Source organism: Slackia exigua ATCC 700122 (assembly GCF_000162875.1).
Classification (GTDB): Bacteria; Actinomycetota; Coriobacteriia; order Coriobacteriales; family Eggerthellaceae; genus Slackia; species Slackia exigua.
The window spans coordinates 814,817-835,815 of record NZ_GG700630.1 but is presented as its reverse complement, the minus strand read 5'-3'; the positions used below and the strand labels follow the sequence as shown (position 1 = coordinate 835,815).

Genomic DNA, 20,999 nt, shown 5'->3' with positions numbered 1-20,999 from the left:
AGGAGTTGCGACATGGCGTTCTACTTCGATGAGCCGGCTCGGACGTTCAACGAATACCTGCTCGTCCCTGGGTACTCTTCCTCGGAATGCATCCCTGAGAAGGTTTCCCTGAAGACTCCGCTCGTCAAGCACAAGAAGGGCGAAGAGCCCGCCATTTCGCTCAACATCCCCATGGTGTCCGCCATCATGCAGGCCGTTTCCGATGACAAGATGGCCATCGCGCTGGCGACCCAGGGCGGCCTCTCGTTCATCTACGGCTCTCAGACCGTCGAAGACGAGGCGGCCATGGTCGCGCGCGTCAAGTCGCACAAGGCCGGCTTCGTCGTCTCCGATGCCAACCTTTCTCCCGAAACGACGCTCGGCGAGGTGCTCGAGCTTCGCGAGGCGACCGGCCACTCCACGATGCCCGTCACCGAAGACGGCACCGCCGCCGGCAAGCTGCTCGGCATCGTCACCGAACGCGACTATCGCCTGAGCCGCATGGGCCTCGAAGAGAAGGTCGCCACGTTCATGACCCCGCGCGAGAAGCTCATCGTCGCGCCGGCCGACACGTCCCTGCGGGAAGCCAACGACATCATCTGGGATCACAAGCTCAACAGCCTGCCGCTCGTCAATGCCGACGATTCGCTGGCCTATCTGGTCTTCCGCAAGGACTACGATTCCCACAAGGAAAATCCGCTCGAAATGCTCGACGCCGAGAAGCGCTACATGGTCGGCGCGGGCATCAATACGCGCGACTACGCCGAACGCGTTCCCGCCCTGGTGGAAGCGGGTGCCGATGTCCTGTGCATCGACTCTTCCGAGGGTTATTCCGACTGGCAGCGCTTCACGCTCGAGTGGATCCGCGAGCATTACGGCAACACCGTCAAGGTGGGCGCCGGCAATGTCGTCGATCGCGAAGGCTTCCGCTTCCTCGCCAAGCATGGCGCCGATTTCATCAAGATCGGCATCGGCGGCGGGTCGATCTGCATCACGCGCGAGCAGAAGGGTATCGGCCGCGGCCAGGCCACAGCCGTCATCGATGTGGCGCGCGCCCGTGACGAATGGTTCGAAGAGACCGGCGAATACATCCCCATCGTCTCCGACGGCGGCATCGTGTACGACCACCACATCACGCTTGCTCTCGCCATGGGTTCCGACTACGTCATGCTGGGCCGCTACTTCGCCCGATTCGACGAGTCCCCGTCGAATCGCGTCACGGTGAACGGCTCCTATATGAAGGAGTATTGGGGCGAAGGATCCTCGCGCGCCCGCAACTGGCAGCGATACGATTTGGGCGGCACCAAGAAGAAGATGGCCTTCGAGGAAGGCGTCGATTCCTACGTGCCCTATGCCGGCTCGCTCAAAGACAACGTCGATACCACGCTTTCGAAGGTGAAGTCCACGATGTGCAACTGCGGGGCGCTTTCCATTCCTGAACTGCAGGACAAGGCGAAGCTCACCGTCGTCTCCTCCACGTCCATCACCGAGGGCGGCGCGCATGACGTCATGCTCAAGGACAAGTCGCCCTACGTGGGCAACACGATCGGGTAAAGCCCGGTCGCTTTCCTGTTCCCGATAGAAAGAGAACATCTCATAGAAGCTCATTCCAACATACGAAAGCCGATCCTGAAGGCGATCCTGGCCGTGGGGGTGGCGACGAGCATCGCGGTCGTCCCTGCGGCTCCTGCGTTCGCGACCAGCAGCGTCACGGATGCTCGGACAAGCCTCGATCAGGCTGAATCACGTCTCGCCGATATCACGAAGGAATACGATGACCTGCAGGCCCAGGTCGACGATCTCCAAACCCAGATCGACGATGCGACCGCAGGCGTCCTCGACGCCCAGGACGCGGCCCAGAAGGGCCGCGAGAAGCTGGGCGAATCGGCCCAGTTCGCATATAAGACCGGCGGCATCTCGCTGCTCGATGTCGTGCTCGCTTCGCAAAGCCTCGATGAATTCATCGACAACGCCCAGTATGTCCTGGCCGTTCAGGACGCCCAAGCCGACATCATCTCCCGGCAGCGCTCTCTCGAGGCCGAATACCAGGCTGCGCTCGAGGATTTGGGTGCCAAGAAGGATCTGCAGATCAAGAAACTGAACCAGGCGGCCGACAAGTCCGCCGAGGCCCAGCAGGTCGTGGATTCCGCGCAGGCCCAGCTCAAGGATGCCCAGGATGCCGAGGCAGAATCCGAGCGCCTCGCCAAGCTCCAGGAGGAGGCGAAGGCCCTCGCCGCCGCGCAGGCGGCCTCCGCGTCATCCAAGGATGCCGTCGTGGCCTCGAATGATTCGACCGGCTCTTCGTCAAGCTCGTCCAGCTCGACCGCGTCGTCGACCTCGAGCAGCCCATCGTCGAGTTCGCCTTCGGCCTCGAATTCGTCTTCGAACGCCGGCTCGTCGTCCTCGAATACGCCCTCGTCGTCGGACGGCTGGCATAGCGGCGAGGCGTCGGCGTACGGATCGACGAGCGACGGCACCTTGGGAGAGGCCACGGCGACCGGCGCTATCGTCACGCAGAGCTCCATGGGCGTGGCGGTTTCCATGTCTATGCCGAACTACCGTGATTACTTGGGACGTTCCGTCGAAATCTCCTACGGCGGGCGCACGGTGGTCGCCACCGTCAACGACTGCGGCGGTTTCGGCGGCAGCCGCGTGCTCGACCTGCAGCCCGGCGTCTGGAGCGCGCTCGGGGCCAGCTCCTGCGAGGATTGGGGCGTGCGCACCGTCTCGTATCGCTTCCTCTAAGCGTTTTTGCAGGTATCGCATCTAGGCCGCATCCTCGTCGAGGGTGCGGCCTTATACTGGGCAGCATCCGTTTGCGGGTCCGCGCACGCGCGGCCCTTCGTACGTTCAGGAGACCGGTAGGCATGAAAGAGTACAATCCGCAGGATATCGAGCCTCGCTGGCAGGCTTCGTGGGAAGCATCCGGCGCCCATAAGGCGGCGGAGGGCGATGGACGCCCCAAGAAGTACGTGCTCGAGATGTTCCCGTATCCTTCGGGCGACATCCACATGGGTCACGTGCGCAATTACACGATCGGCGACGTCATCGCTCGCTATAGCCGCATGCAGGGCTTCGATGTGCTGCATCCGATGGGTTGGGATGCCTTCGGCCTGCCTGCCGAAAACGCCGCCATCAAGCGCCATAGCCATCCTGCGAAGTGGACCTATTCCAACATCGAGACCCAGAAGGCCAGCTTCAAGCGGATGGGTTTCTCGTACGACTGGAACCGCTCGGTCGTGGCCTGCGACCCTGAATACTACCGCTGGGGCCAGTGGATCTTCGAGCAGTTCTGGAAGCGCGGCTTGGTGGAACGTCGCAACTCTCCGGTGAATTGGTGTCCGAGCTGCGCCACCGTGCTCGCGAACGAGCAGGTCATCGACGGCCGTTGCTGGCGGTGCGATTCCGAAGTCGAGAAGCGCGACCTGACGCAGTGGTACTTCAAGATCACCGACTACGCCCAGGAACTGCTGGACGACCTCGATCAGCTGGAAGGCTGGCCCGAGCGCGTCAAGCAGCAGCAGTCCAATTGGATCGGCCGCTCCGAGGGCGCGCAGGTCGACTTCGTCCTGTGCGACGCCGACGGCACCGAACCCGCGAACCCGTCCGACGACGATATCATCACGGTCTTCACCACGCGCGCCGACACGCTTTTCGGCTGCAGCTTCTTCGTGCTCGCACCCGAATACGCGCGCCTGCCCGAACTCGTCGCCGGCAGCGCGTACGAGCAGGGCGTCCTCGATCTGATCGAAGCGTCCAAGAAGATCACCGCCGTCCAGCGCGCCCAAGGAACCCACGAAAAGCATGGGGCTTTCACCGGCCGCTATGTCGTAAATCCCATCAACGGCGAGAAGGTGCCTGTCTGGGTTGCCGACTACGTGGTGGCGGATTACGGCACGGGCGCCGTCATGGCCGTCCCGTGCGGCGACCAGCGCGACTTCGATTTCGCGCGTGCCTACGACCTGCCCATCATCCCCATCATCCTGGCCGAGGACGACCCTCTTTACGATCGTCTCAAGGACGAGCGCGGACGCGCGGTCACGAAGGTCGATTGGGAAGAGGCCTACGCCGCCGAGGGCGTGCTCGTCCAATCTGGCGCATACACCGGCATGACGGGAGGCAAGCATTCCGAAGGCGAGGCCGCCGTGGTCTCCAAGCTCGAGGAGATGGGCCGCGGCCGCCGTACGGTCGAATTCCGCCTGCGCGACTGGCTCATCAGCCGTCAGCGTTATTGGGGCAATCCGATTCCGGCCATCCACTGCCCGGAATGCGGCGTCGTGCCCGTTCCCGAAGAGGATCTGCCGGTCATGCTTCCCGAGGACATCGACCTTGCGGCAGGGGAGACGCTCGCGACGCACGAGGGTTTCGTGAACTGCGCCTGTCCCGTGTGCGGGCGCCCCGCCCGGCGCGAGACGGACACGATGGATACGTTCACGTGTTCGAGCTGGTACTACATGCGTTATACCGATCCTCATAACCAAAGCGCGCCCTTCGATCCCGCGACGGCGAACGCCTGGATGCCGGTCGATCAGTACATCGGCGGCATCGAGCACGCCATCCTGCATCTGCTCTACAGCCGCTTCTTCACGAAGGTCCTGCGCGACATGGGCATGCTCGATTTCGACGAGCCGTTCTCGAACCTGCTGTGCCAGGGCATGGTGCTCGACGAGCATGGCGACGTCATGTCGAAGTCCAAAGGCAACGTCATCGCGCCGGAAGACATGATCGCCTCATACGGCGCCGATGCGGTACGCGCCTACATCCTGTTCATGGCGCCGCCCGACAAGGAGCTGCTCTGGAACGAGGATGGCCTCGCCGGCCTGTCGAAGTTCCTGAACCGCGCTTGGCGCATCGTCTTCGACCTGAAGCGCGAGGGCGGGGACGATTCGCTGTTCCAGGCCGATCCCGGCAAGGGGGCGCCTCGGTCCGATGCCGCCCGTGCGAAGCTTCTGCGCGAACGTCATCGCGTGGCCGCCAAGGTTGCGGACGACTTCGGCCGCAACGCCTTCAACACGGCCATCGCCGCCATCATGGAGCTCGTGAACGCCGCAAGCGATTATCTGCGCGTGACCGGCGCGGACGATCGCGTTTCCGACGAGGCCGCATCGTTCGATGCCGACATGGCCGAAACCATCGTCAAGCTGCTCGCGCCCATCGCGCCTCATTGGGCCGAGGAGCTGTGGACCACGGTTCTGGGCCATAAGGAAACGTCCGTCCATGCCCAGGCATGGCCCGCGTTCGACCTCGAGCTTGCCAAGGAAGACGAGATCGAGCTTGCCGTCCAGGTCAACGGCAAGGTGAAGGCGCGCATCACCGTTGCCGCCGATCTCGATCAGGATTCGATCGCCGCTGCAGGCCGCGATGCCGCTGCAGCTGCGCTTGCGGGGAAACGCGTCGTCAAGACGATCGTCATTCCCGGCCGCCTGGTCAATATCGTCGCCAAATAGCTCGTCCGTATGCATTCGGTTCCTGCGGGTGCGCATTGCCTGCGGGGACCGTTCTTTCGAAGGAGGCCTCTCGCGTGCTCCGCACGTTCGTCAAAGCGTTCATCAAGCTCGTGTTCACGCTTGCGCTCTTCGGTGCGCTTGTCGTCGCGGGCTTGAACGGCATCGTGCTCCTTCAGGCGCATGATCGGGTGAGCACGCTCGCGGAAGCCGAATCGGAAGGCCTCAAGGCGGACTGCATCGTGGTGCTCGGGGCGAGCGTGCTATCCGACGGGTCTCTGTCCCCGATTCTCGCTCATCGCGTGGACGCGGCGGTCGAACTCTACGAATCGGGCGCCGCTCCCGTCATCGTCATGTCCGGGGACGGCCGTGCGTCGAACTACGACGAGCCTCTGCATATGAAGGAATACGCCATGAGCAAGGGCGTTCCCGAGTCCGCCATCGTATGCGATGAGGGCGGGTACCACACGTTCGACAGCATGTGGCGCTGCGCGCATGTCTACGGGGCGTCGAGCGCGATCGCCGTGACCCAGGAATACCATCTTTCCCGCGCCGTCTTCGATGGGGTGGGCACGGGAATGGACACATACGGGGTCATAAGCGATTCGGGTTCGTATGACGACCAACTCTGGTACGATGTGCGGGAATGCGCGAGTCGCTGCTCCGACTTCATCAGCGTGGCGTCGGGCGACACGGCGGAGAACGCTGCATCCGCCATCGCCTGATTCCGATCAGCCCTGATCGCCGGTCGAAGCGACGTTAGGCGTATCGGGCGCGCCAGGTGCATCGTGCGCTGCGTCCAGGCGCTCGCGCGTGCATTCCAGGGGGAAAGGACATCGTTGTGGCACTCGCCGACGATCTGGCGATTTACGCCCTCGGCTATTACATGCACGAGAGCCATCCCGTGCGCCTCGACCATCTGTGCCTGAACACGGTGCAGCGGCGCAATCCCTGCGACATCTGCGGGACGGTCTGCCCCAAGGGGCTGTCCATCTACGAATCGAAGCCCGATTGGCATGGCTGCATCAATTGCAACCTCTGCGTCTCCGCCTGTCCGACCGAAGCGATCCACGAATCCTCGTCGAGCTTCGCGGCCCTTACCGCGGCGCTCGATTCGGCGACGGACGCCATCGTGTTCGGATGCCCGAAAGCCCAAGGCCATGTGGACGTGACGGTGCCGTGCCTGGCGGCTCTGCCGTGGGAGGTGTTGGCCACGGCGGCCCTCACGCGCACGGCGGTCGTCAAGACGCATCCCTGTAAGGAATGCGACGACCAGGCTTCCTTCGACGGGGTGAAGGATCTGCTGCGCACGCTTCGCCGCTTCTTCGGCAAGGAAGAGTTCGCGCGGCGCGTGCTTTCCGCAGAGCCCAAAGACCGTCGGGCAGCCCGCGGGACTCTGCGCCGTCAGGCGTTCGGGTCCGCCGTCGGCGCCTTGGCCGCAGGTGCGGAGGCGGCCGTGAATCCTGGATCCGTGATCATGTCGCACTATCGAGCCATGCTCGTCGAGGCGCTCGAATCGTTGCCGGACGACGAACGGCCGCAGGTCACCTGGCCGACGCTCGAAGAGGACGGGAACTGCCAGGGATGCGAGATCTGCGTGCGCATCTGCCCTCATCATGCGATCGAGCTGCGCATTCCCGGGCAGGCGGAGTACCAGGAGCTGCGCGAGGCCGAGAAGCGTGCGAAGCGCGCGCCTCGCAGGCTTGCAGAAGGCGAGGCGCCGCCGATGAGCGTCGAGGAGGCTCGGGCCGCCTACGATGCGGCCGTCGGGCATGCGCGCGAAGAAGGAATCGGACAGGCGCTCATCCATGACGCGAGTCTCTGCACGCAGTGCGGGCTATGCTATATGACCTGCCCGAACGAAAACCTCGGCGGATGGGATGCGATCACGACCGCGAATGTCCCGGCGCTGGTCGAACATCCGGTCTCGCTGCGTCTGTGCGAGAAATGCGGTCGCGCCTTCAAGCCCGAAGGCGACGAAGTCGCATGCAAGGCCTGCTCCCGCGTCAACTTCTTCTAAGACGACCACCTCCACAAGGCCGTTTGATGCGCTTTCGAAACTACATCTCCTGCAGCATGGCGCCGAGTTCTTGACGGGAATGGATATCGAGCTTCGCGTAGATATGCCGGCTGTGGGTGCGCACGGTGTTTTCCGAGATGAAGAGTCTTTCAGCAATCGTCGCCATCGACAGGCCGCGCGCGATGGCCTCGCAGACCTCGGTTTCGCGCGTCGACAGCCCGTATTCCTGCTGGAGCACGAGGCATTGCTTCGAGATGCGGTCCGTGATCACGCGATCGCCCCAATCATCGTCGCGCTGCCATTTCTCGCTTGTTCCAGGCCTGCTATCCGCGACGCTCTCTTCCAGGGGTCCATCGCCCCTCGAAACCGCGCGAGGCATCCCGGATCCCGAAGCCTCGTCGGTCGTTTCCATCTTCCATTCCGTTCGCCGCGCCGCGCGCTTGAAGGAGTCGGTATTGATGAACTCCACCTGTCCGACCGGGCTCGGACGTCTGAGGCCCGTGGCGGCGAACAGCACCATGCCGAGCACGAACATGGCGAGAAGCGATAGGAATCCTACCTGTTTCATGCTGTGCACAGGCAGATCGCGTGCGAACCATCCGAGCAAGAATCCGACGCTTTGCACGCCGTAGGCGACGCTTCCGAAAAACCCGTAGATGAAGACCGGGTTGATGCCGCGGTCGCGGGAAATCTGCGCGCACTGCATCATCATCACCATGACGGCCAGCGTGAATGCGGTATGCGTAAGGCCGGCGAACAGCGTGAGCCCTGCATCGTTCTGCATGAAGGGGAAGACGAGCAGGCATGCGGCGATGAAGGGATAGGCCGTCACGTATGCCGAGTTGATGCTGAAGCGCAGCGATCTCAGGCGCCATGCCGCGACGAGCGCAAGCGCCGCGACGAGCGCTCCGATCATCGATGCGACGTTCACCGTGGATGCGAGGCTTCCCTCGAGCACGGCGATTCCCCGTGCAAGTCCTGCGGCGAACGCCAACGCGCCGATGGCGGCCGCGCTCGTCCATGAGTCCTTGAGCAGATGGGCATAGACCTGCGCGTGTTCGCGCGGCACATCTTCGAACATCGCCTGGTCGAATTCCATCTCCCGTACGCTGAGCGTCAACGCGAGCGAGCAGAGCGGCAGCATCACGATGGGAAGCAGAAACGCCGTGAGCGCGATGGGCACGGCATGCAAGGACAGATAGATGACCGACGCCGCCGCGGTGCCCAGCGCGAGACGCATGTTTCCCTCGTCCGCGGACATGGATGCGAAGCAGCGCTGCCAAAGCATGTACATACCCGCGCATCCGACGCCGAGGAAGACGGCTCCGGCGACGACGAGCTCGAGCGTGAGCGACGGCACGTACATGGCCGCGATGACGGACGAGGATCCTATGAAGACGAGCGCGGTCACCAGTCCGACGAGCATGCGCCGCGTCGCCTGGGGGATGAAGTACGCCCCTATGGCGCTTACGACGTAGGCCGCGAAGTATGCGAGAGACTGCGCAAGGTAGAAGAGGATCGTGACATCGTCGGTTTGGAAGCTCTGAGGCAGGAAGGGGAAGACGCCGCCCCATATCTGGGTCGCGTTGATGGCGACGAATATCGCGAACCCGATGCTTGAAACATGCGGGCGCATGGCGTTTGGCTGCACGGAAGACTCCTTTTTCGATATATCCATTTAACCAGACGTGCCTGCGTACGTCATGCGGCATTCCAGGGCCTTTCCCGGGATGTTCTGTTCCAGAATTAATCTGAACAGGTATTTCATAAAAATCACACCTCGTATGCGATGCGCCATGACGCCCTTCTTGGTACCTTTCTGTGCAGTGGAAGCGTTTCCGTCCATTGCACGCGCGGCATGCGCGTCGGGATTCGGAGACGCTTCAGGGGGACAATTGAGATATACGAGGGGGAAAGCATGGGCAAGAGTGCCGACACGCATGAGTTCACGCGCCGCAATTTCGTGAAAGGCTCCTTTGCGGGCGCGGTCGCGGCAGCGGGCGTCCTTGGATCCGCGTCGATGTACGGATGCTCGTCCGGATGCTCGTCGACGGCGGCGACCGATGCGTCCGAAGCTGCGGGAGAGGAAACCATCGCCTGGTCGCAATGCAACGTCAACTGCGGAGGCAACTGCATCTTCCAGTGGCATTCGATCGACGGCAAGGTCGCCTACATGGAGACCGATAACATCGGCGACGCCGAGTTCCAGTCGCGCGCCTGCCTGCGCGGCCGTTCCATGCGCCGCTGGCTCAACAGCCCCGAGCGCATCCTGTATCCGATGAAGCGCACGGGCAAGCGCGGCTCCGGCGAATTCGAGCAGATCTCCTGGGACGAGGCCATCCAGACCATCGCCGACAAGCTCAAGTACACGATCGACGCCTACGGCAACGACGCCATCCATGTGATCTATGCCACAGGCATGTATTCGGCGACAGGCAACCCGTCCGCCCGGCTGCTCAACAGCATCGGCGGCTTCCTCGCCCGCCACTACGATTACTCGACCAACCAGCTTTCCGCCGCCATGCCTTACATGTTCGGCACGCAGTTCTCTCCGTACGACAACGTGCACGCGTCTTCGTTCTCCGAAGCGGAGGCGAATTCCGATCTGGTCGTGCTCTGGGGCAATTCGCCCGCCGAAACGCGTATGGGCGGCGCGAACGCCTGCTGGGACTTCGCCCGCGTGCGCGAGGCCGTCGTCGGTCGCGGCGGCAAGATCGTCAATATCGACTACCGCCTCAACGAGACGAGCTCGGGCCATCCCGATGAGTGGCTGCCTATCTGCAACGGCACCGATGCCGCTCTGGCCAGCGCGCTTGCCCATGAGTTCATCAAGGACGGCGCGGTGGACGAGGACTTCCTGCACGCTTACTGCGTCGGCTACGACGAGGAGACCATGCCTGAATCCGCGCAGGGCCAGAACAGGTCCTACAAGGATTACATCATGGGCACCGGATACGACATGGTGGAGAAGACCCCTGAATGGGCCGCGCCCATCACGCAGATTCCCGCCGACACGATCCGCGCCCTCGCCGCCGATCTCGAAGCCGCCGAAGCGCCGTTCGTCGCCCAGGGCTGGGGCCCTCAGCGCCACTCTAACGGCGAGGACACCACACGCGCCATCTGCATGGTTCCGATCCTGCTCGGCAAGATCGGCCTTCCCGGCACGAACACCGGCCAGCGCGAGGCCGAGCCTCCTGTCTATCTGGTTAAAGGCTTTCCCGCCGCCGACGTGGACGCATCGGGCGCTCCCATCGAAGGCGGCGTCGCGCCCAATGCCGTGAAATGGACCATCCCGTGCTACGAATGGCTCAATGCGGTCGACCACGGCCATAAGATGTCCACCGTCAACGCCGGCGTCAAGGATCCGACCGGCGCCCTTCCCGACGGCATGCTCAAAAACGACGTCCATTTCATCTGGAACTACGCGGGCAACTGCATCACCAACCAGCATGGCGGCATCAATGCCGTGCACGAGACGCTCACCGACGAATCCAAGGATCTCTTCATCCTGACGTGGGACACGGTCATGACCGACTCCGCCAAATACGCCGATATCCTGCTTCCCGATGCGATGCGCTCCGAGCAGCTCAATATGCAGACGCAGGGGTATTCCGAGTACTATACCGGCGTCGTCGTGGGCGGGCCTGCGCAGCAGGCGCCCGGCGAATGCCGCAGCTCCTACGACGTCATGACCGACATCGCCGACAAGATGGGCACCAAGGACGTCTTCACCAAGGGCGGCATGACGCATGACGACTGGGTCAAAAGCCTGTATGAAGCCGGCCGCGAGGCGCATCCTGAGATGCCGACCTGGGACGAGATCCGCGAGCAGGGCGTCTACAAGGTGAAATGCGATCCTTCCATCGGCCTGAAGGCCTTCCGCGACGATCCGTCCGCCAATCCGCTCGGCACGCCGTCGGGCAAGATCGAGATCTATTCCGAACAGCTGGCGGACCTGAACGAGACCTGGGAGCTCAAGGAAGGCGAATCCATCAATCCGATCCCGGTCTTCTATCCCGGCTACGAGGGCTACGGCAGCGTGACCGACGAATACCCGCTGTACTGCACCGGCTTCCACCATAAGAGCCGCACCCATTCATCGTTCGGCTTCATCCGCGAGCTCGAGCAGGTCGCACGCCAGCAGCTGTGGATCAACCCGGCCGACGCCAAGGCCCGCGGCATCGCCCATGGAGACATGGTCCAGGTCAAATCGCCCTCGGGCGTCATCAGGATAGAAGCGAAGGTGACCAGCCGCATCATTCCCGGCACCATCGCCGTGCCGCAGGGTTCCTGGCATAAGGCGAATATGGAAGGGGACAAGGTCGACGAGGGCGGATGCGTGAACACGCTGACCGCGTACCGTCCGACGCCGCTTGCCCACGGCAACGGCCAGTCCGACTCCATCATCGCCGAAGTGACCAAGGTCAAGGCGTAGGCATCCGGAAACGAAAGGGGGATCAGCAATGACTCAGTACGGCTTCTACTTCGACAACGCCCGCTGCACCGGCTGCCGCACCTGCGAGATGGCATGCAAGGACTTCAAGGATCTGTCCGAGACCATGGCGTTCCGTCGCATCTTCGACTACGAGGGCGGCGATTGGAAGGACAACGGCGACGGCACTTTGAGCACGACGTCGTATGCCTATCACGTATCGGCGGCGTGCAACCACTGCGCCAATCCTGCGTGCATGGAAGCCTGCCCGGCCGGGGCTATCGAGAAGGATTCCGATACCCGTCTGGTCTTCGTGAACCAGGACGCATGCAAGGGTTTCGGAGCCTGCGTGGACGCCTGTCCCTACGGCGTCCCCATCCTGTCCAAGGAAGACAACAAGGCCTACAAGTGCGACGGCTGCATCGATCGCGTGAAGGAGGGGAAGAATCCGATCTGCGTGGACGCCTGCCCTTTGCGCGCGCTCGAGTTCGGCCCGATCGACGATCTGCGCGCCGCGCATCCCGATGCGCTCGACGGCATCGCGCCCTTGCCCGATCCATCTCAGACCACGCCGAGCCTTGCGATCAACGCGAGCGCCGCGGCCAAGCCGGTCGGCGACGCGACCGGCTCCGTGACGAACGAGCCGGAGGTCACCTACGTGGAGGCGCGCGAGATCACGATGGCGATGAAGTAGCGCCATCCTGCCAGGATGCGAAACGGCCGAGACGTTTTCTCCTCGGGTGCATTTCGGTCGGTGCAGGGGCCGTCGTCATGGCGGCCCCTGCACGCGCATGGGGCGAACTGGCGGTGACGTGGGCGCTCCTTCTCGCGTAGCTGGGCGGTCCGCACGTGCATAGGGCGGATCGATCGCTCGATCGCGTGCGAGGCATGCACATTCCTTCCCGATGTTGAGGCGTCCCGTGCGGGACGGGTACAATGGAAGGCGCCGTCGCGTCGCGGTTCCCGCAGACGATCGCACCGCGCGAGGCGGCGTTCGCGCATCGCGCGACAGAACGGGGGAGACGTGGGGCTTGGCTTCTATTTCGATAACGCGCGCTGCACCGGGTGCCGCACCTGCGTGATGGCCTGCATGGATTTCCATGCGCTTGAGGCCGGGCATCTGTATCGGCGCGTCATCGACTGCGAAGGCGGCGAAACCGCATGCGGCGCCGACGGCACGTGCACGACCGATGCGTTCGCCTACCACGTGTCGCTCGCCTGCAACCATTGCGACCAGCCGGCCTGCATGGAGGTGTGTCCGACGGGCGCCATGCATAAGGATGGGCTCGGCTTGGTCCAGGTCGACCATATGCGTTGCATCGGATGCGGCTACTGCACGATCGCCTGCCCATACCATGCCCCTTCGATAGATCCCGCCTTGCATCAGAGTTCCAAGTGCGACGGATGCACGTCGCGCGTGGAGGCGGGGAAGAATCCGATCTGCGTGGATGCCTGCCCTTTGCGCGCGCTTGGATGGGGCGAACGCACGGATCTCGCTGCCGCGCATGCGGGCGAAGACCTGACCTATGCCGTCCTGCCTCTGCCGCCCTCCTCCTATACGTATCCCAATCTGACGATCCATGCATCGGCGGCGGCGCGCCGCGCCCAAGAAGGCGATCTTGCCATCGCGAATGTTGATGAACTGGGATTCTAAGACCTGCGCCCGCAATGCGGCGGTCTGCTGATAGAAGAAAGGAATCGGAATGCCGAAGAATTCCCATGGATGCATCGAAGACTATCGGCTCGAAGATCGGGACGCATCCGATGATTTGCTTTCCGATCGGGGATTTCTCGAAGCATTCGGTTCGGCGTGCACGCTTCTGGGGATCTGCCTGTCGCAGCGCCCGATCGAGAAGGAGGCATCGCGTGCGCGGTCGGCCATCCGATCCGTGGACGTGGCGCGGGATTGGCCCTTGGGCGGTTCCGATGCCCTCGCGCTCGCCGTCGACCTCGTCGCGTGCGGCGCCGAAGAAGACGAGCGGACGCTCGACCTGGAATTCCAAAGGCTCTTCCGCGGGACGGGCATGCGCGCCGCCGCGCCGTTCGGGTCGGTTTACACCGATCGCGACCAGGTTATGTACGGCTGGACCTGGATGGAGCTTCGCGCATGGATGCGTATGCACGGCATCGAATGCGCCTCTTGTGAAAACGAGCCGGAAGACCAGATCGGGCGTATGCTGCTGCTGTGCGCCGCGCTTGCGTCCCGCGATTCCGCCCTCATCCCCGAATTCCTGGGACGTCATCTCATGCCTTGGGCGCCGCGCTTCTTCGAGCTCTTTCTCGGTGACATGCGCACCTCGACGTTCAAGGGTTTGGGCGTGCTTGCCCAGGCCACGCTCGACGATGCATGCGCGCTTCTCGGCATCGCGCCGGCCCGCTTCCGGCTGTATCGATAGGACATCCAGGTGAACGGTGGTTTCAACGGACAGACGCTTGCCGTGTTCACGGCTCTCGCGCCCGCAGGCGCCGTCGCGTTCCTGTGTCTCGCGACGTTTCTGCTCGTGCGACGTCCTGCGCTCGACGGAGGGCAGTTCGATCGGCTGGGGAAATGGCTTTTCGTGCCCATCGCCGTCGTGTGGGCGGGGTTCATAGCTTCCGCGACGCATCTCGGCATGCCGTCGAACGCCTTGTACGTCGTCTTCGGCATCGGGCGCTCGCCGCTCTCGAACGAGGTCGCGGCCGTTATCGCATTCCTTTTCTTCTCAGGCGTCTTCTGGCTGTACATGTACCGTATCGGGCATGCCCATGCGCTTTCGCTCGTCCTGCTTGCCGCCGCGATGGCATCTGCGGTGCTCATGCTTGCGTGCATGGCGCTTGCGTACGGCGTGGATACGGTCGTGTCGTGGCATACCTGGCATACGCCGGCGAACCTGCTGGCGACGGCCGCGTTCTCGGGACCTGCCCTTGCGTCTGCGGTCCTGCTCGTCGCCGAGGTCGATTCGAGGATGTGGCCGCGTGTGCTGATCGCGATCTCGGCCGTCGCGCTCGTCGTGGGGACGGCGCTGCTGCTTTCGTACCTGACGTTTCTTTCCGAAGCCCGCAACAACGTGATCGGCGCGCTTTCCCTTGTAGACGACCTTCCCCTGATCATCGCCGTGCACGCCGTCGTCGGAGGGGTGGGGCTCTGCCTTCAGACGGCAGGGCTGAGCCTCAAGGTCTCGCGAGCGCGCGGCATCGTATTCTCTCTTGTCGGATGGCTGCTCGTCATCGCTGCATCGCTCATCGTCCGATTCCCCTTCTACGATGCGTACCTTTCGGTCGGATTCTGACGTGCGTGCGCGATGGGCGTCTTGCACTGCCGCGGACATATGGTATACTTGCCGCACTTTAGCACGCTAGAGCATTGAAGAAGGCAAGCTCACGCGTGGTGCAGGGACCGCTATCGCATGGAGGATGCAATGAAGAGGATCACTTGGATCGTCGCGTGCGCCGCGACGCTCGCGCTCGCGCTTTTCGCGCTGTCAGGATGCGGCTCGAAGGCGGAAAACGCTTCGGTCGCCGTCGGGCCGACCGAAGGCATGGACTTCATCGTCGGGTTCGACCAGGAATACCCGCCCTACGGGTTCGTCGGCGACGACGGCCAGTACACGGGCTTCGATCTCGAGCTCGCCAAAGAGGTCTGCGCGCGCAACGGCTGGAACTTCAAGGCCCAGCCGGTTAACTGGGATGCGAAGGACGCCGAGCTCAACGGCGGCGCCGTCACATGCCTATGGAACGGGTTCACGAAGGAAGGCCGTGAGAAGAACTATACGTTTTCCGAGCCGTATATGCTGAATGGCCAGGTCGTAGTCGTGAAAGCCGATAAGGCCTCCGAATACGGCACGCTTGACGCGCTTGCGGGCAAGACGGTCGTGACCCAGGTCGATTCCTCCGCCCTCGAGGTTCTGCAGGGCGCCAAGGCCGACCTGAACGCCTCCTTCGCCGGCGGCGCCGTGAACCAGGTCAGCGACTACAACGCCGCGTTCATGGATCTTCAGAGCGGCGCGTGTGACGCTGTGGCCTGCGACCTCTCTATCGCCGAGTATCAGATGTCCGCGAATCCCGGCGCATACGCGGTGCTCAAGGATACGCTGTCCGACGAGCACTATGCGGTCGGTTTCGCCAAGGGCAACACGGAGCTCGCCGACGCCGTCACCGAAACGCTGCGCGAAATGAACGCCGACGGCACGGTCAAGGCGCTCTGCGACAAATATGCCGAATATGGCATTTCCTATGAGAACTGGACGCTGAAGTAGGCACGGCACCGATACGGTAGAATCGCGGGCGGCGATGCGTCGCCCGCGATTCGTGCGTTCGGGCGCGGACGCGGCACGCGCATCGCAGCGCGACTTGGAATTCGAGGGAAAGGGGCGTCCATGGCGATTTCGACCATGCTGTCCATACTTGGGCAGGGCTTCGTCATAACGCTTGAGATATTCTTCCTGACGCTGATCGGATCGCTGCCGCTCGGCATCGTGGTCGCGCTTGCGCGCATGAGCAGGATCAAGCCGATTTCCTGGATCACGAAGTTCTACATCTCCATCATGCGCGGCACCCCGCTGATGCTGCAGATGTTCGCCATCTACTTCGCGCCGTACTACGTCTTCGGCATCGAGCTTTCCCCAGGCTCGAAGTTCACGGCCACCATCGTCGCGTTCGTCGTCAACTACGCGGCGTATTTCGCGGAAATCTATCGCAGCGGCATCCAGTCCGTTCCGCGCGGCCAGTACGAGGCGGCCGCGGTCTTGGGCTATTCGCGCGCCCAAACGTTCATGAAGATCGTGCTTCCCCAGGTCATCAAGCGTATCCTTCCCGCAATGGGCAACGAGGTCGTTACGCTGGTGAAAGACACGTCGCTCGCGTTCTCCATCGGCGTCATGGAGATGTTCTCCTCGGCGAAGGCCATCGCGGCCTCTCAGGTCAACATGCTTCCGTTCGCGTTCGCCGCGGCGTTCTACTGGGCTTTCTGCCTGATCATCGAATTCGTCATGGGACGCATCGAAAAGAAGCTCGACTACTACCACGACTAGCTCGCGCGATCGGCGCGCCGGCCTGACGGCTACGGCTCGTCGATGCGTCGCGTCGGCACGGCGGATGCGGTTCGTCGCCCGTGCCGGCCGCGCATGGGGCTTGTCGGATAAGGACGGCGAGCCCGTCTTTCGTCTTGAAGCGTAAAGGAGCACCGTAATGCCTGAGAATCGCCCGGTCCTGCATCTTGGACATGTCAAGAAGAGCTTCGGCGGCGTCGAGGTTCTGAAGGACATCTCGATTGACGTCGAAAACGGCGAGGTCGTTGCCATCATCGGCCCGTCGGGCGGCGGCAAGTCGACGCTCCTGCGTTGCGCGACGCTGCTCGAAACGTTCGATTCGGGCGAGCTTTCCTACGGCGACCTCGAGGTGGCCGTCACGCGCGACGGACGCGCCTCGTATGCGGGCAAGGACGTCTTGAAGCAGGCGAAGTCCCGTTTCGGTCTGGTCTTCCAGAATTACAACCTGTTTCCCCACTACACGGTCATGAAGAACATCTCCGACGCGCCGATTCACGTGCTCAAGCGCGATCGGGCGGAGGTCGAGGCGCATGCGCGCGAGCTTATCGCGAAGATGGGGCTTCAGGGCAGCGAATCCAAGGTTCCCTGCGAGCTTTCGGGGGGTCAGCAGCAGCGCGTCAGCATCGCGCGCGCCCTCTGCATGGATCCTGACATCGTGTTCTTCGACGAACCGACGAGCGCGCTCGATCCGGAGCTCACGGGCGAGGTGCTCAAGGTCATCAAGAACCTTGCGGCCGAGAAGATGACGATGGTCATCGTCACGCACGAGATGCAGTTCGCCCGCGATGTGGCCGATCGCATCGTGTTCATGGACGGCGGCGTCATCGTCGAAGAAGGCGCGTCCGAAGACCTGATCAACAATCCGAAACATGAACGCACCAAGGCGTTCCTCTCGCGTTTGAGCGAATAGGCGATCCGGCATCGCCGGCCCCCTGAAAGAAGAGGCCCGCGCAATGCGGGCCTCTTCGGTGGTGCAAGGTGCGGAAAACGCCGGTCTCGTCATTCCTTCGGCTTCAGCATGCCGTAGCCGCCGTTGCTGCGACGGTAGACCACCTGCACGTCGTTGCTGTCGCGGTCGGTGTAGACGAAGAAGTCGTGGCCCAGAAGATCGATCTGGATGAGCGCCTCCTCTTCGGTCATCGGCGAGTATTCGACTTCCTTCACGCGGACGATCTCGTCATCCGAAAGCTCCTCCATGAGCTTGTCGAAATCGGTCGGTTCGACGGGCGTGCCTTCGGCGCCCTTCAGCGTCTCGCGCATGCGGTGGTCGATCACGCGGGTCTTGTACTTGCGCAGCTGGCGCACGACCTTGGCGGCGGCGATATCGATGGCGGCGTACATGTCGGTGTCGCGCTCTTCGACGCGGATGACATGGCCCTTCGGGCGCAGGGTTACTTCGCAGATGCAGGGAACGACATGGGATTTCTCAATACGGAGTATGACTTCGGCTTCGATCGAATAATCGTCGAGGACCTTCATCGAGTTGCCGATTTTCTCGATCGCGTAGTCGCGCAGAGAATCGGTGACGGTGATGCGACGACCGGTGACCTTGATGTTCATAGGCTCCATCCTTTCTTTCGGATGCCTTGCTGAAACCATGGTACCACTCCGTCGCCGCGGGGCGCGGGTTCAGTTGCCCGTCCGATATCTGCCCGAGGGCTTCCCGGCATCTCTCCGGCGTCAGTCAAGAGGCGTGCGTTCCTGAGGACGCGCTGCGTGAACGTGGTATGGTGCGGATAGCTCCTGATAAATGAGCCGACGCAAGTGTGGTACCATCTTGTGTCGGTTATTTCCAGGCTCTATCTGCATGCATAGGAAGAGGCGAATATGTCAGGGCATTCCAAATGGGCTACCACCAAGCATCGTAAGGCCGCGCAGGACGCGAAGCGCTCGGCCTTGTTCAGCAAGCTTTCCCGCAACATCACCGTTGCCGCTAAGGAAGGCGGCGACCCGAACCCTGAGAACAACGCGTCCCTCGCCGCCGCCATCGACAAGGCCAAGGGCTATTCGCTGCCCAAGGACAAGATCAAGACCGCCATCGACAAGGCGTTCGGCACCGGCAAAGATGCCGCGACCTACGAGACCCTGACCTACGAAGGCTACGGTCCGGCCGGCGTCGCCATCCTCTGCGAAGCCCTGACCGACAACCGCAATCGCACCGCTGCCGATGTCTCCGCCGCATTCCGCCATGCGGGCGGCAACCTGGGCACTCCCGGCTCCGTCGCGTTCCAGTTCGATCGCAAGGGCCAGATCATGGTCGACAAGGTCATCAAGAGCGAAGAGAAGAAGGTCGCCGACAAGGAAAACGCCGTCGACGAAGACGAGTTCATGATGGCCGTCGCCGAAGCGGGCGGGCAGGACTACGAGGACGCGGGCGAGGAATGGATCGTCTATACCGCGCCGACCGAGCTCATGGCCGTCAAGAACGCCCTGAACGAAGCCGGCATCGAAACGAAGGGCGCCGAGCTCACGATGATTCCGCAGAACCCCGCCGAGGTCGGCGTCGCCGATGCCAAGAAGGTCATGCGCCTCATCGACAGGCTCGAAGAGCTCGAAGACCTTCAGAACGTCTATCACACGATGGACATCACCGATGAAGTCGCCGCAGCTCTTGACGAGGAGTAACGGCTGCGCAGATTCGATATGGCGCAAGGCGGCGGGCGAGCTATCGTCCGCCGCTTTTTCGTGCGCGCGCTCGCCGTCGGTATGGTAGTATAGCGAACAAATGTTTGATATTCGTTCGGAGAAAGGAGGCTTGTTCGTGACGGATTGCGCATCCCGCGTGATTCTCGGGATAGATCCGGGCCTTGCGAACACGGGCTGGGGGATCGTTCGCCAGACGGGCGGGCGTCTCGCCTGCCTCGCGTACGGCTGCATCTCGACGTCGCCGAATACCGACCTCTCCCAGCGCCTTCGCAAGATATACGACCAGATGGCCCTTATCGTGCAGCGCTACGAACCGAACTGCCTCGGTATCGAAACGGTCTGGTTCGGCGCCAATGTGCAGAGCGCATTCGCCACGGGGCAGGCGCGCGGCGCCGCGCTCGCGGCCGTCGCGCGGTTCGATGCGAAGGTGGGGGAGTTCTCTCCTTCGCAGATCAAGAAGGCCGTAACGGGCGAAGGCAGCGCGGAGAAAGACCAGGTGGAATATATGGTTCAACAGCTGCTCTCATTGCCCGAGCCTCCCCGCCCCGACCATGCGGCCGATGCGCTTGCCGCGGCCATTTGCTTCGTCACGCATGAGCTTTCCTACGTTGAGAAGGGTCGTTTCCGATGATCGCATTCCTGAACGGCGTCGTCGCCGGAAAGAACCAGAGCACCGCCTTCGTCGATGTGGGAGGCGTGGGGTTCGCGGTCGGCATGTCCGCGAACGATCTTTCCCGTCTGCCTCCGACGGGGGAGCGCGTGCTCATCCATACGTATTTCGCCGTGCGTGAAGACGCCATGACGCTCTACGGTTTCCTGTCCCTGGAATCCAAATCGCTCTTCGAAAAGCTCATCGGGGTCTCAAGCGTCGGCCCCAAGATCGCGCTGGCGGCTCTTTCCACGTTCAAGGCCTCGGAATTCATCGCCGCGGTGCTTTCCGGAGATGCGGCGGCCGTGTCCAAAGTTCCTGGAATCGGGAAGAAGATGGCCCAGCGCATCATTCTGGAGCTGAAGGGCTCCCTTGCCGATGCGTCGGTGGACGACCTGTTCTCGACGAAGGCCGGAGAGCAGGCGGCCCGTTTGCAAGGTGCGAAAGAAGCCCTGCTCGCCATGGGGTTCACGTCCGCCGAGGCCGATGTCGCGCTCAAGGATGCCCCGGAAACGCTCGTCACGGACAGCGCCTTGCTACAATATGCGCTGCGTCGTCTGGGCGATTAGGCGATCGGCGCCCGAACGCAGAGGTTTTCGGCATCGGGGCCCTGGGCGCTTGGGTGCATCGAAGCGTGCGGCGCGAGGCTCCGGCAGATCGGTTTTGCTTGGACGATCGTGTGAGGCGCTTGGGCGCGCCGACGCATGCGGCGCGGCGTTCGGAGAGCGTCGGGCGGCGGTTCGTTTCGATCGAATCGTGGTTTCGGGTCCGCGCGACGGCGACGCTCGCTCCATGCGGGGTA

The 20,999-nt window shown here is 62.9% G+C and carries 18 protein-coding genes; 16 read left to right on the top strand and 2 right to left on the bottom strand.

Features of this window, described 5'->3' with window-relative positions; translation table 11 throughout:
- Nucleotides 1–12 precede the first annotated feature (12 nt).
- The 5 genes from HMPREF0762_RS03660 (at nucleotide 13) to HMPREF0762_RS03640 (ending at nucleotide 7,443) form a co-directional block, all read left to right on the top strand.
- The gene (locus HMPREF0762_RS03660; RefSeq protein WP_006362087.1) at nucleotides 13–1,533 is read left to right on the top strand and encodes an IMP dehydrogenase; all 1,521 of its coding nucleotides are present in this window, start codon (nucleotides 13–15) and stop codon (nucleotides 1,531–1,533) included.
- A 93-nt stretch (nucleotides 1,534–1,626) separates the two neighbouring features.
- Nucleotides 1,627–2,724 (top strand): coiled-coil domain-containing protein, encoded by a 1,098-nt coding sequence (locus HMPREF0762_RS03655; RefSeq protein ID WP_006362086.1) that lies wholly within the window; start codon nucleotides 1,627–1,629, stop codon nucleotides 2,722–2,724.
- A 122-nt stretch (nucleotides 2,725–2,846) separates the two neighbouring features.
- On the top strand, nucleotides 2,847–5,426 hold the full coding sequence (gene leuS / locus HMPREF0762_RS03650) for a leucine--tRNA ligase (RefSeq protein WP_006362085.1): 2,580 nt from the start codon (nucleotides 2,847–2,849) through the stop codon (nucleotides 5,424–5,426).
- A 74-nt stretch (nucleotides 5,427–5,500) separates the two neighbouring features.
- The gene (locus tag HMPREF0762_RS03645) at nucleotides 5,501–6,148 is read left to right on the top strand and encodes a SanA/YdcF family protein (RefSeq protein WP_009076897.1); all 648 of its coding nucleotides are present in this window, start codon (nucleotides 5,501–5,503) and stop codon (nucleotides 6,146–6,148) included.
- Between the two features lie 116 nt (nucleotides 6,149–6,264).
- The gene (locus HMPREF0762_RS03640; protein WP_006362083.1) at nucleotides 6,265–7,443 is read left to right on the top strand and encodes a 4Fe-4S binding protein; all 1,179 of its coding nucleotides are present in this window, start codon (nucleotides 6,265–6,267) and stop codon (nucleotides 7,441–7,443) included.
- Between the two features lie 40 nt (nucleotides 7,444–7,483).
- On the opposite strand, the gene HMPREF0762_RS03635 is transcribed toward HMPREF0762_RS03640, so the two are convergent.
- A complete protein-coding gene (locus HMPREF0762_RS03635) occupies nucleotides 7,484–9,121 on the bottom strand; it encodes a helix-turn-helix domain-containing protein (RefSeq protein ID WP_006362082.1) in 1,638 nt (545 codons plus the stop codon).
- 240 nt (nucleotides 9,122–9,361) lie between these two features.
- Here HMPREF0762_RS03635 and HMPREF0762_RS03625 point away from each other — a divergent pair, with 240 nt between their 5' ends.
- From HMPREF0762_RS03625 to HMPREF0762_RS03590, 8 genes are all read left to right on the top strand, one after another.
- On the top strand, nucleotides 9,362–11,878 hold the full coding sequence (locus HMPREF0762_RS03625; RefSeq protein WP_040618977.1) for a DMSO/selenate family reductase complex A subunit: 2,517 nt from the start codon (nucleotides 9,362–9,364) through the stop codon (nucleotides 11,876–11,878).
- A 28-nt stretch (nucleotides 11,879–11,906) separates the two neighbouring features.
- A complete protein-coding gene (locus tag HMPREF0762_RS03620; protein ID WP_006362079.1) occupies nucleotides 11,907–12,569 on the top strand; it encodes a 4Fe-4S dicluster domain-containing protein in 663 nt (220 codons plus the stop codon).
- A gap of 330 nt (nucleotides 12,570–12,899) precedes the next feature.
- Entirely contained in the window at nucleotides 12,900–13,529 is a 630-nt protein-coding gene (locus HMPREF0762_RS03615; RefSeq protein ID WP_009076880.1) for a 4Fe-4S dicluster domain-containing protein, read from the top strand.
- 49 nt (nucleotides 13,530–13,578) lie between these two features.
- Complete coding sequence (locus tag HMPREF0762_RS03610; RefSeq protein WP_006362077.1) at nucleotides 13,579–14,271, top strand: molecular chaperone TorD family protein; 693 nt, start codon at nucleotides 13,579–13,581, stop codon at nucleotides 14,269–14,271.
- A gap of 9 nt (nucleotides 14,272–14,280) precedes the next feature.
- Nucleotides 14,281–15,144 carry a dimethyl sulfoxide reductase anchor subunit family protein gene (locus tag HMPREF0762_RS03605; RefSeq protein WP_006362076.1) on the top strand — a complete coding sequence of 288 codons (864 nt, stop codon included), beginning with the start codon at nucleotides 14,281–14,283 and terminating at the stop codon, nucleotides 15,142–15,144.
- A gap of 129 nt (nucleotides 15,145–15,273) precedes the next feature.
- Nucleotides 15,274–16,110 (top strand): transporter substrate-binding domain-containing protein, encoded by an 837-nt coding sequence (locus HMPREF0762_RS03600; RefSeq protein ID WP_040618975.1) that lies wholly within the window; start codon nucleotides 15,274–15,276, stop codon nucleotides 16,108–16,110.
- Nucleotides 16,111–16,230: 120 nt separating this feature from the next.
- Complete coding sequence (locus HMPREF0762_RS03595; protein ID WP_006362073.1) at nucleotides 16,231–16,884, top strand: amino acid ABC transporter permease; 654 nt, start codon at nucleotides 16,231–16,233, stop codon at nucleotides 16,882–16,884.
- Between the two features lie 157 nt (nucleotides 16,885–17,041).
- Nucleotides 17,042–17,812, top strand: a complete 771-nt coding sequence (locus tag HMPREF0762_RS03590) for an amino acid ABC transporter ATP-binding protein (protein ID WP_006362072.1) — start codon at nucleotides 17,042–17,044, stop codon at nucleotides 17,810–17,812.
- 89 nt (nucleotides 17,813–17,901) lie between these two features.
- Here the strand turns inward: HMPREF0762_RS03590 and hpf are convergent, their stop codons facing one another.
- Nucleotides 17,902–18,462 (bottom strand): ribosome hibernation-promoting factor, HPF/YfiA family, encoded by a 561-nt coding sequence (hpf, locus tag HMPREF0762_RS03585; protein WP_009076884.1) that lies wholly within the window; start codon nucleotides 18,460–18,462, stop codon nucleotides 17,902–17,904.
- Nucleotides 18,463–18,729: 267 nt separating this feature from the next.
- Between hpf and HMPREF0762_RS03580 the strand changes: the two genes are divergently transcribed.
- From HMPREF0762_RS03580 to ruvA, 3 genes are all read left to right on the top strand, one after another.
- Nucleotides 18,730–19,527, top strand: coding sequence for a YebC/PmpR family DNA-binding transcriptional regulator (locus HMPREF0762_RS03580; RefSeq protein WP_006362070.1), 798 nt, complete (start codon nucleotides 18,730–18,732; stop codon nucleotides 19,525–19,527).
- A 100-nt stretch (nucleotides 19,528–19,627) separates the two neighbouring features.
- On the top strand, nucleotides 19,628–20,179 hold the full coding sequence (gene ruvC, locus HMPREF0762_RS03575; protein ID WP_006362069.1) for a crossover junction endodeoxyribonuclease RuvC: 552 nt from the start codon (nucleotides 19,628–19,630) through the stop codon (nucleotides 20,177–20,179).
- The gene (ruvA, locus tag HMPREF0762_RS03570) at nucleotides 20,176–20,766 is read left to right on the top strand and encodes a Holliday junction branch migration protein RuvA (RefSeq protein WP_006362068.1); all 591 of its coding nucleotides are present in this window, start codon (nucleotides 20,176–20,178) and stop codon (nucleotides 20,764–20,766) included. Before ruvC ends, ruvA begins: the two co-directional genes overlap by 4 nt.
- The last annotated feature ends 233 nt before the right edge of the window (nucleotides 20,767–20,999 follow it).